We start from the raw sequence: 12,322 nt of genomic DNA, 5'->3' as shown, positions 1-12,322 counted from the left end.
GTTTAATCAAATGCCGCGCCCGGTTTCACTGGATATTTCCGGGTTGCCGTTAGGACCGGTGCAACGAGAGCGAGAACATGAAGTACCTGCCTTTCATCCTCTTTACGGTTCTGACCAACGCTGCGGCCCAATTGATGCTCAAGCAGGGCATGATGAACCTTGGGTCGATCTCGTTCGAGGGCGCCAACCCGATCGTCAAGATCCTGCAGATCGTCTTCAGCCCGTGGGTGTTCGTCGGGCTTTGCACCTTCGTGATCTCGATGGCGTCGCATCTCTATGTGCTGTCGAAAGTCGAACTGTCCTTCGCCTATCCCTTCCTCAGCCTCGCCTATGTGGCGGTCGCCGTGTTCGCCTATTTTATCTTCCGCGAGGATTTGAACGCCTGGCGCATCGCCGGCATCGCCTTCATCTGCGTCGGCACGGTGCTGATCGCGCAGAGCGGGCGCGACAGCCACGAAGACGGCACGAAGGTTGCTTCTGCATCCCTGCAAACCAGCGAGATCTCAAAATGAGACATATTATCTTCGGCGGCGACGGTTTCGTCGGTCGTCATCTTGCCCCCAAACTCCTTGCCGACGGCCACGAGGTCATCGTCGCCGACATCGTCAAGAGCGACCTGCCGCATTACCGGCAGGCACGCTACGTCCGCTGCGACGTGACCGATCCGGCCTCGGTGGCCGGCGTCGGCATCAAGGCCGACGACATGGTCTACAACCTTTCGGCGAAGATGCTGTCGCCGATCCAGGTGCGCGCCAAGCGCCACGAGTTCTTCTTCCCGGTGAACTATCACGGCACCGTCCACATCATCGAGGCGATGTCAAAGGCCGGTGCGCCGAAGCTCGTGCATTTTACAACCGACATGATCTATGGCCACACGGTGTACCATCCGATGACCGAGGATCACCCGGTCGCGCCCCTTGGCGAATACGGCCTGTCGAAGCTGAAGACCGAGGAACTCGCCGCCGACTGGCGCAAGCGCGGCATGAACATTTCGCTGTTCCGCCCGCGCCTGATCATCGGTCCCGGCCGCCTCGGCATCCTGGAAAAGCTGTTCAAGCTGATCGACCTGAACCTGCCGGTGCCGATGATCGGCTCGGGCAAGAATCCCTACCAGTTCATCTCGGTGTTCGACTGCGCGGAAGCCGCGCGCTGCGCCTTCAAGGCCGGCGTGCCGAACGAGGCCTATAATCTCGGCTCGCTCAACCCGCCGTCGGTGCGAAAACTGCTCGGCGACCTGGTCAAACATGCGGGGTCGAAGTCGATCCTCATCCCGACGCCGGGCTGGGCGGTGAAACGCACGCTCGATCTGCTCGACCTCATGAACATGCCGATCATGGACCCCGAGCAGTACCTGATCGCCGACGAGGACTGCCTGCTGGACGTGTCCAAGGGCAAGCGCGACCTCGGTTGGGTGCCGCAATATCGCGACGAGGACATGCTGATCGCCGCCTACACCGAATACCGCGCCAAGAAGGAAGGCCGCATGGCTGCTCCCTCTCAAGTTCCGGCCGAATAGGAGATCGATGAGATGAATGCCATGACCAAGCCGGAAAACATGCGCTCGACGATCGGGTCCGCAAGCGCCGGGCATAACCGTCTGCCGAAGCCGGATCTGATCACGGTCGAGGAAGCCAAGGCGATGGACGTCGCCCGGCTGACCGACCTGTTCAAGACGCACCTCAACCCCGGCCAGCTGCATTTCATGAAGCTGCTCGGCTTCCACAAGATCAAGATCGAGCGTGCCGAAGGCATGTATTACATCGACCAGAACGGCCGGAAGATTCTTGATTTCTTCGGTGGCTTCGGGTCGCTGGCCTTCGGCCACAACCATCCTAAGATTCTTGAGGCGCGTAAAAAGTTCCAGGAGGAGAAGCGGCAGGAGATCGCCATCGCCTTCATGTCGCAATATGCGGCGGCCCTTGCCCACAATCTGGCAAAGTGCTCGCCGGGCGATCTCGACATGGTCTTCCTCGGCTCGTCCGGATCGGAAGCGATGGAAGCGGCGATCAAGGTGGCCGAGCGCGCCGCCGGCCCGAAGCGGCCGAAGATCGTCTATGCCGAAAACTCCTTCCACGGAAAGACCAAGGGCGTTCTGGCCATCACCGACGGTGCGCTCTACCGCGCCGACTTCAAGGTGACCGACAATACGGTGAAGGTGCCGTTCGGCGACATCAACGCCATCGAGCGGGCGTTCCGCACCGATCCGGAGATCGGCGTGATCGTGCTCGAGACCATCCAGGGCGGCGGCGGCATCGTGCAGGCGCCGGCGGAATTCTGGACCAAGCTGCGGGCGCTTTGCGACCAGTACGGCGTGCTGTGGGTCGCCGACGAGGTGCAATGCGGCTACGGCCGGTCCGGCCGCTTCTATGCCTTCGAACACTACGGCGTCGTGCCGGATGTGACCGCGCTGGCGAAATCGCTCGGCGGCGGCAAGGCGGCGGTCGGTGCGATGATCGCCAGGCGTGACGTCTACATGAAGGCATACGGCACGCCGAAGACCGCGATGATCCACGCCATGGCGACCTTCGGCGGCATCGGCGAGGCCTGCGTAACGGCGATCGAGGCGCTCAATGTGCTCTACGACGAGCACCTGATCGACAATTCGGCCGAGACCGGCGCCTATCTGTTGGAGCGGCTCAAGGCTGTACAGGCGAAATATCCGAAGATCATCAAGGAAGTGCGCGGTCAGGGCTTCATGGTCGGCCTGGAGTTCCACGATTTCTCGCAGACCCTGCCGATGGTGCTGCGGCCGGTGGTCAGCGTGCTCGACGACAAGCTGAAGGGCTCGCTGTCGGGCTTCGTCGGGGCACTGCTGCTGCGCGATTACGACGTGCTGGTGGCCTTCACCGAATACAACCGCAACGTGATCAGGCTGGAGCCGCCGCTGATCTGCCAGCGCGAGCATGTCGACCGCTTCGTCGATGCGCTGGACAGCCTGCTGTCGCGCGGCATCGTCTCAATCGTGAAGGATTTCGTGAAAAGCCAGATGGGCTGAGGATATGCCGCGGTTCGGATAAGGCTAGCCTGCAAATGGCGGTTTCGGCGCTTCCGGTGCTCACGTACCAAACGTACGCTTCGCTCCGGTTCTCTAAATCCGTCATTTTTGGCTCAGCCTGACCCGAACGTCGGCACACCTTAGCCTGCGGCGCGTGGGGGCGCCGCCATGGCAACAGGGGTAGGGCAGATGTTGACGAAGATCGAACGCGCGCCGATCGAATGGGCGCTGGATACGGGCGTGGGTAAGGGCATCGCCAACGCCACCACGAACCGGACATTGCTGGACCGGGTGGCCGCGATCTTCTTCGCAGCCGTCTGCGTGGTGATCGCGCTCTACGCGCTCGTCAAGCCCGACTACAATTGGGACATGGTGGCCTATGTCGCGACCGCGCTTGAGGACCGCTACCAGGACCCGGCCGAGTTGCACAAGGCCACCTGGGACGAGATTTCGAAAGGCGCGCGGCCCTCGCAGCTCTACGAGATCCAGTACGGCAACCCCTACAACAAGCACCAGTGGGAGAATCCGGTCGATTTCCAGTCGCAGCTCTCGATGTACCGGGTGAAGGTCGGCTATGTCTGGGCGATCCGCGCGCTGGAGCCGGTCTTCGGGGCGGGAATGGCGTCGATCCTGCTGTCGGTCATCCCGTCGCTGCTGGTCGGCGGCCTCTTGCTCTACTGGCTGTGGCGCGAAAACGCGCTGCAGGCCGGGTTCATCCTGGCGCCGCTGCTGATGCTGGCGGACCAGGCCCAGATGACCTCGGCGGTGGTGCCGGACATGCTGTTGTCGCTGGTGTCGATCGCGGCGCTTTACGCCTTCGTGCGCGGACGCGATGCGCTGGCCTGTGTGCTGCTGTTTCTCAGCGTGTTCGTGCGGCCGGACAATCTGATCCTGATCTTCGCCATGCTGGTGACCGCGGTGGTGTTCGGCTGGCGCATCCTGCCTTGGCTGCTGACCTTCCTGGCGGCATTCATCGGCTGCATGATCATTTCCAAATATGGACACCATCCGGGCTGGTGGGCGCATTTCTATTTCTCATGCGTGCAGATCCAGAGCTCGATGGTCGATTTCCACCCCGATTTCTCGCTGATGACCATGTTGCAGGGCTATGTGCGCGGCGTGGTGGTGGCGCTGATCAACAGCGACTGGCCGGCGATCCTGGCACTGTTCGCCGCGGGATGGGCGCTGCTCTACCGCTACGGCAAGCCGATCACCAACCGGCAGAACGGCCTGATCTTCGCGCTGATGATCGGCACGCTCGGCAAGTTCGCCAGCTTCCCGCTGCCGGACGACCGTTTCTACCACGTCTTCATTCTGGGCATCGCCGTCCTGCTGGTGACGATCTGGAAGCCGCGCTTCGATATCGTGAGAGCGCGAGCTTAGCGTCGGGGAAGCCGCGAGAAGCTCCGCAGTCCATCGATCTGTTAAGGGGGCTTTCTGTCGGTAGCGTTACCCGTCGACATGTCCGCCGAGACGCGAAGCGTAGAGGCCCGCACGTTAGGCTGTACGCCGAGGGCCTCTGGGCGTTCGCCTAAACGTGCCTGCTAAATGCAGCTGAAACTCAGAATGTAGTTGATGTCCGAGTTAGGCGGCCCCTGGCGCCAGCCGTCACCGCCGCGGCTTGCGCCGCAACCCGTATCCTCGACGGGCTGGCTACCGACGCGGAACAGTTCGACCAGGACCTTGGTGTCATCGTTTGCGAGGAAGGTCATCGTCCAGCCGGTAGCCTCCAGCGAATGCACGAACCATCTTCCGCTGGAGACGCCGATCTGCATGCGCGGATCGCGTGCGTCGCTGGTCATCGTCCAGGTGCCTCGGCGCAATTCCTTTCCGGCCACCGACATCTCGACGATGCGGTCGTTGTTTTTCCAGTCGGCATCCTCGGCAAGCTTCAGCTTGCAGTCGATCTCCTTCATCGCACGTCTCCCTGGTTGAGCCGCGCCGCTTCGGTGTTGCCCGAGCTTGTCGAAACTACCTTGGGATGAGGGTGAGCCTACGGAAAGACGGGGCTCCCGGCAAGCGGAGGGCCGATGCTTCGCGGCCTTCGTCGCGGCGCCTTTTGACGATGTCGCAAACAGGCTGCAATCGGATCGTGCGGCTCTATAGTGTGCGCGAAATTCCATTTCAGGATCGCGGGCAATGGCAGGGTTTCCGGCAAAAGCGAAAGTCGTCATCATCGGGCTGGGCGGGATCGTCGGCGCCTCGGTCGCGCACCACCTGATCGAGCGCGGCTGGGACGATATCGTCGGCATCGACAAATCGGGCATCCCGACCGATGTCGGATCGACGGCGCATGCGTCGGACTTCTGCTACATGACCAGCCACGACTTCCTGTCCTGCTGGACGTCGCTTTATTCGATCGATTTCTACGACAAGCTCGGCCATTACGACCGCATCGGTGGGTTGGAAGTCGCCCGCGTCGGCGACGATACGCGCATGGACGAGATCAAGCGCAAGGTCACGTCGGGCAAGGCGTTCGGCACGCGCGCCCGTTTGATAGAGCCGGCCGAGATCAAGGAAAAGTTCCCGCTGATCGAGGAGAGCATGGTGCAGGGCGGCCTCTGGGACCCCGATGCCGGCCTCGTCATCCCGCGTTCGCAGACGGTCGCCGGCAAGCTGGTCGACATGGGCGAAAAGTCCGGCAGGCTGAAAGCCTTCGCCAACACGCCGGCGAAGTCGCTGATCATCGAGAACGGCCGCATCAAGGGCGTGGTCACCGACCGCGGCACCATCTTTGCCGACCATGTCGTTGTCTGCGCCGGCCTGTGGGGCCGGCTGATCGCCGAGATGGCGGGCGAGGACCTACCCGTTATGCCGGTCGACCACCCGCTGACGTTCTTCGGGCCGTATACGGAATTCGCCGGCACCGGCAAGGAGATCGGCTATCCGCTCATGCGCGACCAGGGCAACTCGGCCTATATGCGCGATACCGGCGACCCGACGACCTCGGAAGGCGGCATGATCGAGTGGGGTTACTACGAGGAGAAGAACCCGCGCCTCTGCCATCCCCGTGACCTTTTGGAAAAGGAGCAGGCGCGGCTGTCGCCGTCGCAGCGCGATCTCGACATGGAGCAAATCCTCGAGCCGCTGGAGAAGGCGATCGAACTGACGCCGATCCTGGCCGAACTCGGCTATGACGAGCGGCGCTCGTTCAACGGGCTGCTGCAGGTCTCCGCCGCGGGGGGCTCGTCGGTCGGCGAGAGCCAGAAGGTGAGGGGCCTGTGGTACGCCGTTGGCATCTGGGTCAAGGACGGCCCCGGCTATGGCAAGCTGGTTGCCGACTGGATGACGGACGGGCGCACCGAGATCGACCATGCCTCGATCGATTTCGCCCGTTTCTACCCGCACCAGCTCAAGGAGGATTTCATCGCCGGGCGCTGCGGCGAGGCGGCGCAAAAGGTCTATACGCCCGCCGTTCATCCCCGGGAGCCCTATGGGACAGGCCGCAACGTCAAGCGCTCGCCCTTCTACGAACGCGAAAAGGAACTCGGCGGCTACTTCATGGAACTCGGCGGCTGGGAGCGTGCCCACGGCTACAAGGCCAACGAGCATCTTCTGGAGAAATACGGCAACCGGATTCCGGTGCGCGGGAACGAATGGGACGCCAGGCACTTTTGGCGCGTCTCCAATGCCGAGCATCTTGCGATGAGCGAGGATTGCGGCATCGTCAACCTGTCGCATTTCTATATGTTCGACGTCGAAGGTCCCGACCATGTCGAGTTGATGGAATGGCTGTGCGCGGCGAAGATCGGCGGCGACGCCAATATCGGCAAGGGCATCTACACCCATTTCCTCGATGACCAGGGCATGGTGCGCGCCGATCTCACCGTGATCCGTATGGCCGACAGTTGCCGCGTCGTCGATGGCGCCGATGCCGGCCCGCGCGACTTCCATTATGTGAAGCGGGTCGCCGAGGACAAAGGCTTCGACGTGACGGTCACCGACGTTTCGGAGAGGTTTGTGACCATCGGCATCTGGGGACCGAATGCCCGCGCTACCTTGCAGAAGGTCGTCGAGGATACCGCCGGTCTCGCGGCGGAAAATTTCGCCTTCGCGGCGATCAAGCCGATCAGGATCGCAGGCAAGGATGTTACCGCCTTCCGCATCTCCTATGTCGGCGAGCAGGGCTGGGAGTTGCACATGCGCTACGAGGACGGGCTGGCCGTCTGGGACGCGCTGCGCTCGACCGGCGTCATGGCCTTCGGCGTCGAGACCTATGCGAACTCGCGCCGCATGGAAAAGAGCCTGCGGCTGCAGAACGCCGATCTGCTGACGGAATACAATCTGATTGAAGCCGACCTCGCCCGTCCGAAGGTCAAGGAGGCCGATTTCCGCGGCAAGGCGAAACATCTGGAATACAAGGCGCGGGCGAACCAGCCGGCGATGCTTTGCACGCTGGTGATGACCGACAACCGCGACGCCAAGGGCGTGGCCCGCTATCCCGTCGGCTCGATGCCGGTGATGGACCCCGCCACGGGCGAGACGCTGGTCGACGAACTCGGCCGCCGCTCTTTCACAACCTCGGTCGCCTACGGTCCGACCCTCGGGAGGAACATCGCGCTCGCATACCTGCCATGGGCGTATTGCCAGGAAGGCCGCAAGCTGAGCGTCGAGTATTTCGGCGACACCTATCCGGTCGAAGTGGCCGGCGTCGGCTATAAGCCGCTCTACGATCCCGAAAATCTGAAGCCCAGAAGTTGACGGCCGACCAAGCATCGTTAGTCGCGAAATTGTGAAGAACAGGCCGGGGGATTTCCTCCGGCCTTTCTTTTCAAGATGTTTGTTTCGCGTAACCTGACGTCATGTCTCGTTCCCTGCGCACTGGACAGATTCTCGCAGCCGCCGCCGTAATTCTCGGCGCTCATTGCGTCCGGCCGGCGCTGGCGCAGGAAGTCGTCGATGTCGAGCTGGTGCTGGCGGTCGACGTGTCGCTTTCCATGTCGCCGCAGGAACTGGAAATCCAGCGCCGTGGTTACGCCGCGGCCCTGACCGACGACGGCGTGCTTCAAGCCATTGCCGACGGCGCCTATGGCAAGATCGCTGTGACCTATTTCGAGTGGGCCGGCGCGACCTCGCAGCATCTGATCGTGCCGTGGACGGTGATCGCGTCGCGCGCCGACGCGGAGCGCGTGGTGGCGCAGCTTGGCGCCAATCCGCCCAACAGCGCGCGGCGCACCTCGATCTCCGGCGCACTGGAGTTCGGCGCCGATCTCTTTGCGGAGAGCCAGTTCCGCAGCTTGAAGCGGGTGATCGACATTTCCGGCGACGGGCCCAACAACCAGGGCGGCCCGGTGGTGCTCAGCCGCGACAGCGCGGTTGCGCAAGGCATCGTCGTCAACGGACTGCCGCTGATGACCAGCGGCGGGTTCACCAGCGTCTACGACGTCAAGGACCTCGACAACTATTATACCAATTGCGTGATCGGCGGGCCGGGATCGTTCATGATCCCGGTCAATGACTGGGAACAGTTTCCCGAAGCGATCCGGCGAAAGCTGGTGCTGGAACTGGCCGACAATTTCGAGCCGCCACCGGCCGACGAGGGTTTTCCGGTGATCCTCGCCCAGGATGTGCAGGGCTACGACTGCATGATCGGCGAAAAAATGTGGCGGGATCGGTCGTTCATGTGGGACTCTCGCTGATATCTTGCGCTTTGGGTGCGCCCTGTCGCAGCGCCAGGTGAAGCAGAGCGGCTCCATCGACAGACCAACTCCGGTATTTACAGACAGCCCATATCGTCCCGCGCCGCGAAAAAGCTGCGCGAGTCGTCCTTCTCGGCTTTTCGCATGCGGCAAGGGCGGCGCCGTCAGGACGTGTCGGGGCGATCCAGGGCGTAGACGGCCAGCGCGTGGGCGTGAGCAAGAATTTCGTCGACCTCGCGGATTTTTCGCGGAAGGGTCGCGACGGGATCATAGCGGGACAGCCGGCCGCCAGGCGGACGGCCGCGCCGCAGCGGCGAGACGCGCCGGCAGGCGGCGGGACCGTCCCGCGCGACAGCGGCGTCGCGTCGTGCGCACCAACGGGCGAATCGTTGTGCCTGGCCCGGCAGGTCGTTGAGTGCGGCGGTGAGCGCCGCAAGGCGTTGGCCGAGACGCATGGCATCGATCGGATCGTCGGGCGACGGCGGAGGCGGCAGCGGCCGGTAGGTTGCATAGAAATCGAGGCCCAGGATGCGCGGAGCGGCGTGGGCCGGCACAGCGCGGCGCGGGATTTGGAACAGACGCCGCGGCGGATCGAGCAGCGACAGCGAGAGAGCGCGCGGAGCGGGCTTGGGACGTTTCTTCGGGCCCTTTGGCAGGAAGGCGCGAGGACCTCGCAACGTCGTGGGCTTTGGCTTGCGCGGGCGCAGCGGCGGCAATACCACCACGATCCCGCGCGCCGCCGCGATGATGAGGCGCCGCGCGGCGGCTTCGGCCGGACGCAACAGCCGCAGGATGGCGAGATAGAGATGGCGGGGGAGGGTAAGTGCCGGGGACAGTTTACTTTTTTCCGCCAGCACCTGCCTTGAAGCGGCAGCGCCCTTCCGCGGAAAGAAAGTAAACTGTCCCCCAGCGCACGGCATCCCAGCGCCAGTGCCCCCATTGCCACCGCCCCCATTGCCACCGCCGCCAGCGTCAAGACCGCCAGCGCCGGCGCCGCCAGCGCCCCCAGCGCCTGGGCTCCCAACGCCAAGGCCCCCAGCGCCCGGCATCCCAGCGCTCATCCCGGCCATGGCGACGAGCATGACCAGGATGCGTGTCAGTGCCACGCGATTGTTCTCGATTGCCGTGCTTCCGTCCATCGCCGCCGCCTTTCGCCACCGCCATGACCGGTGTTGGGAAACCGGCGGCAAGTATGAGGCAGGTCTTTGGGGAGGGGACTGCAATCGCTTGCGACGGCGTTTCGCACGCCCGGGGGGAGTCGGCAGGTCGAGCAAAAACAATGGCCTGGCGGTCTTGCAGCCCGCCATCCGCGAAAATTTTCGGCGTCGCGGCGAATTTGTGATCCCCGTTTTGAGGCCGCTGGAAATCGGTCGGGGTCGCGGAACGCCGAGCCGGATCTTCGTCCGGCCGCACGGATGACATCCATTGCATCGGGCTGGCGACGCCGGCCGAGCCTGCCTGCGAGAAGGCAGCGACGGACTTTGCAGGCCGTAAATCCTCTCTTAGGCGGGGCTGCGTATGGTCGCGCCATGCAGCAGGAAACGGCCCATCCTCAAAACATCGATCCGGCACGGCCGTTCAGATGGGGCATCGTCGGCACCGGGGCGATCGCACGGCAGTTCGCCGCCGATCTCAGCCATGTCGATGGCGCGCGGATCGGCGCGGTGTGTTCGCGCAGCGAAAGGGCCGCGCGGGATTTCATCGCGACGTGCGGCGCCGCTGGATTCCATCCAACACTTGCCGCCCTGCTCGCCGATCCGGAGATCGATGCGGTGTATCTGGCGACGCCGAACATGCTCCACGCTTCGCAGGCGCAGGAAGCGTTGCGCGCCCGAAAGCCGGTGCTGGTGGAAAAGCCGCTGGCGACGCTGAGCGGCGACGCGGCTGGCATAGCCGATCTGGCGGGCACGAACCGTTGCTTTGCCATGGAGGCATTGTGGACGCGCTTCCTGCCGGCGGTGCAGGCGGTTCATGACATGCTGGCGTCCGGCGTCATCGGCGAGGTCACGCATATCGAGGCTGAACTTGCCTATCGCAGGCAGGAGACGCGGGGCGACAGGTTCTTCGACCCGGCGATGGGCGGCGGGTCCGCGCTTGACCTCGGCGTCTATCCGCTGTCGCTCGCCATTCATATGCTCGGCGTGCCGGAAAAATTTTCCGGCCGCTGGTGGGCGGCCGCAAGTGGCGTAGACCGGCGCTGCCGGTTCGAACTCAGTTTCGCCAACGCCACGGCGACGCTTGCCTGCGGTTTCGACCGCGACGGCGCGAACAGTTTCATGATCTTCGGGGAAGGTGGCGCGATCCGTATCGAGGCGCCATTCCTCAAGGCGCAGCGGATTACCCTGTTCGAGGGGCGGATGAGCGGATTGCCGCTGGTCGGGGCGAGGGGGCCGACCTCGGGGGCGGCGGGAAAACTGCTGTCGAGACTGCCGCTGCCCGGCCGCAAGGTCGGTCATTTCCCATTTCCCGGCAACGGGCTTCAATTCGAGGCGGCGGCGGTCATGGAAGCGGTGCGGGCCGGCGCGGCGCAGTCGAGCGTCATGCCGCTGCGCGAAAGCATCGCCGTGCTCGAGGTGATCGAGACGGTGCTGGGACAATCTGCCGAGCGGGAGTGAGCCTAGCTATGTTGTGAATTAAGCCGCCAGCAATTGCTTGCGGTCGACGCGCTCCTGCTGCGGTGAGCGCGAATAGAGCTCGCGATAACATTTGGAGAAATGCGAAGCCGAGACGAAGCCGCAGGCGACCGCGACCTCGACCACCGGCATGGACGACTGGATAAGCAGGTGCCGGGCGCGGTCGAGCCGGATTTCGAGATAATAGCGGGCGGGGGAGCGGCCCATCTCGGTGCGGAACAATCTCTCGATCTGGCGGCGCGACAGGCCGACATCGTCGGCGATCTCGATCAGCGACAGCGGCTCGGAAAGATTGGCCTCCATCAGTTCGATGATCGACAGCACCTTGGCATTCTGCACGCCGAGGCGGGCGCGAAGCGGCAGGCGCTGGCGGTCCGTCGGGCTGCGGACACGATCCGTCAGGACCTGCTCGCAGACCCGGTTGACGAGGTTGTCGTCAAAATCGTCGCCGATCAGCTTCAGCATCATGTCAAGTGCCGCGGTGCCGCCGGCGCAGGTGTAGATATTCTGGTCGACCTCGAAAAGATCGGCGAAGACATTGGCCTTGGGAAACGCCTCGGAGAAGCCCGGCAGGTTCTCCCAATGGATGGCGCAGCGTTTGTTTGAAAGCAGGCCGGCCGCGGCCAGAACATGCGCTCCCGTGCACAACCCGCCGATGGCGACGCCGCGGTTGTATTCCTCGCGCAGCCAGGCGAAAGCCGACTTGTTCTGGTATTTCTCGACATTGATGCCGCTGCAGACCACCACCATGGACGGCCTTTCAGGCCCGGCCATCTTGCGGCGTTCCTCCTCCAGCGACGTGTTGACGGCGCATTCGACGCCGTTCGAGGCGGCGACGGCCTTGCCGTCATAGCTTGCGAGGCGCCAGCGGTAGGCCTCGTAGCCGAGCATCCGGTTTGCCGAGCGCAACGGCTCCAGCGCCGTCGCGAACGCGATCATGGTGAAATCGGGGATGAGGAAGAAGACAAGCGACCGTTTGATCGGATGTTTGACGGCGTTCAAGCAAGCCTCGCGCGGATGCGACATCAATGTCGCTATCAGCATAGGCTCAACAG

The 12,322-nt window shown here is 63.6% G+C and carries 10 protein-coding genes; 7 read left to right on the top strand and 3 right to left on the bottom strand.

The genetic code is table 11. From position 1 onward, the window contains the following. Positions 1-77: 77 nt before the first annotated feature. The 4 genes from ABMA59_RS04305 to ABMA59_RS04290 all read left to right on the top strand — a co-directional run bounded on the left by ABMA59_RS04305 (position 78) and on the right by ABMA59_RS04290 (position 4,378). Complete coding sequence (locus ABMA59_RS04305; RefSeq protein ID WP_349004078.1) at positions 78-512, top strand: EamA family transporter; 435 nt, start codon at positions 78-80, stop codon at positions 510-512. Then, positions 509-1,516 (top strand): NAD-dependent epimerase/dehydratase family protein, encoded by a 1,008-nt coding sequence (locus tag ABMA59_RS04300; RefSeq protein ID WP_349004077.1) that lies wholly within the window; start codon positions 509-511, stop codon positions 1,514-1,516. Before ABMA59_RS04305 ends, ABMA59_RS04300 begins: the two co-directional genes overlap by 4 nt. A gap of 39 nt (positions 1,517-1,555) precedes the next feature. Then, entirely contained in the window at positions 1,556-2,995 is a 1,440-nt protein-coding gene (locus tag ABMA59_RS04295; RefSeq protein WP_349004633.1) for an aspartate aminotransferase family protein, read from the top strand. 189 nt (positions 2,996-3,184) lie between these two features. After that, entirely contained in the window at positions 3,185-4,378 is a 1,194-nt protein-coding gene (locus tag ABMA59_RS04290) for a hypothetical protein (RefSeq protein ID WP_349004076.1), read from the top strand. A 161-nt stretch (positions 4,379-4,539) separates the two neighbouring features. Here ABMA59_RS04290 and ABMA59_RS04285 read toward each other — a convergent pair whose 3' ends face one another. Continuing rightward, positions 4,540-4,911: a hypothetical protein gene (locus tag ABMA59_RS04285; RefSeq protein ID WP_349004075.1), complete on the bottom strand. Its 372-nt coding sequence runs from the start codon at positions 4,909-4,911 to the stop codon at positions 4,540-4,542. A gap of 223 nt (positions 4,912-5,134) precedes the next feature. On the opposite strand from ABMA59_RS04285, the gene ABMA59_RS04280 reads away from it, so the two are divergent. Then, positions 5,135-7,696 (top strand): GcvT family protein, encoded by a 2,562-nt coding sequence (locus tag ABMA59_RS04280; RefSeq protein ID WP_349004074.1) that lies wholly within the window; start codon positions 5,135-5,137, stop codon positions 7,694-7,696. 101 nt (positions 7,697-7,797) lie between these two features. Then, on the top strand, positions 7,798-8,634 hold the full coding sequence (locus ABMA59_RS04275) for a DUF1194 domain-containing protein (protein ID WP_349004073.1): 837 nt from the start codon (positions 7,798-7,800) through the stop codon (positions 8,632-8,634). A gap of 164 nt (positions 8,635-8,798) precedes the next feature. Here the strand turns inward: ABMA59_RS04275 and ABMA59_RS04270 are convergent, their stop codons facing one another. Next, the gene (locus tag ABMA59_RS04270) at positions 8,799-9,773 is read right to left on the bottom strand and encodes a hypothetical protein (protein ID WP_349004072.1); all 975 of its coding nucleotides are present in this window, start codon (positions 9,771-9,773) and stop codon (positions 8,799-8,801) included. 390 nt (positions 9,774-10,163) lie between these two features. On the opposite strand from ABMA59_RS04270, the gene ABMA59_RS04265 reads away from it, so the two are divergent. Beyond that, positions 10,164-11,249 (top strand): Gfo/Idh/MocA family protein, encoded by a 1,086-nt coding sequence (locus ABMA59_RS04265; protein WP_349004071.1) that lies wholly within the window; start codon positions 10,164-10,166, stop codon positions 11,247-11,249. A gap of 18 nt (positions 11,250-11,267) precedes the next feature. Here the strand turns inward: ABMA59_RS04265 and ABMA59_RS04260 are convergent, their stop codons facing one another. Beyond that, positions 11,268-12,293, bottom strand: a complete 1,026-nt coding sequence (locus tag ABMA59_RS04260) for a GlxA family transcriptional regulator (RefSeq protein WP_349004070.1) — start codon at positions 12,291-12,293, stop codon at positions 11,268-11,270. Positions 12,294-12,322 lie beyond the last annotated feature (29 nt).

Source organism: Mesorhizobium yinganensis (genome assembly GCF_040081985.1).
Lineage (GTDB): Bacteria > Pseudomonadota > Alphaproteobacteria > Rhizobiales > Rhizobiaceae > Kumtagia > Kumtagia yinganensis.
This window is presented reverse-complemented; position numbering and strand designations above follow the sequence as displayed.

What these genes read in the sequence shown, in the direction of transcription:
- ABMA59_RS04260 (WP_349004070.1), bottom strand. Translation starts at nt 12,293, where the DNA reads ATGTCGCATCCGCGCGAGGCTTGCTTGAACGCCGTCAAACATCCGATC.
- ABMA59_RS04290 (WP_349004076.1), top strand. Translation starts at nt 3,185, where the DNA reads ATGTTGACGAAGATCGAACGCGCGCCGATCGAATGGGCGCTGGATACG.
- ABMA59_RS04305 (WP_349004078.1), top strand. Translation starts at nt 78, where the DNA reads ATGAAGTACCTGCCTTTCATCCTCTTTACGGTTCTGACCAACGCTGCG.
- ABMA59_RS04280 (WP_349004074.1), top strand. Translation starts at nt 5,135, where the DNA reads ATGGCAGGGTTTCCGGCAAAAGCGAAAGTCGTCATCATCGGGCTGGGC.
- ABMA59_RS04265 (WP_349004071.1), top strand. Translation starts at nt 10,164, where the DNA reads ATGCAGCAGGAAACGGCCCATCCTCAAAACATCGATCCGGCACGGCCG.
- ABMA59_RS04300 (WP_349004077.1), top strand. Translation starts at nt 509, where the DNA reads ATGAGACATATTATCTTCGGCGGCGACGGTTTCGTCGGTCGTCATCTT.
- ABMA59_RS04285 (WP_349004075.1), bottom strand. Translation starts at nt 4,911, where the DNA reads ATGAAGGAGATCGACTGCAAGCTGAAGCTTGCCGAGGATGCCGACTGG.
- ABMA59_RS04270 (WP_349004072.1), bottom strand. Translation starts at nt 9,773, where the DNA reads ATGGACGGAAGCACGGCAATCGAGAACAATCGCGTGGCACTGACACGC.
- ABMA59_RS04275 (WP_349004073.1), top strand. Translation starts at nt 7,798, where the DNA reads ATGTCTCGTTCCCTGCGCACTGGACAGATTCTCGCAGCCGCCGCCGTA.
- ABMA59_RS04295 (WP_349004633.1), top strand. Translation starts at nt 1,556, where the DNA reads ATGCGCTCGACGATCGGGTCCGCAAGCGCCGGGCATAACCGTCTGCCG.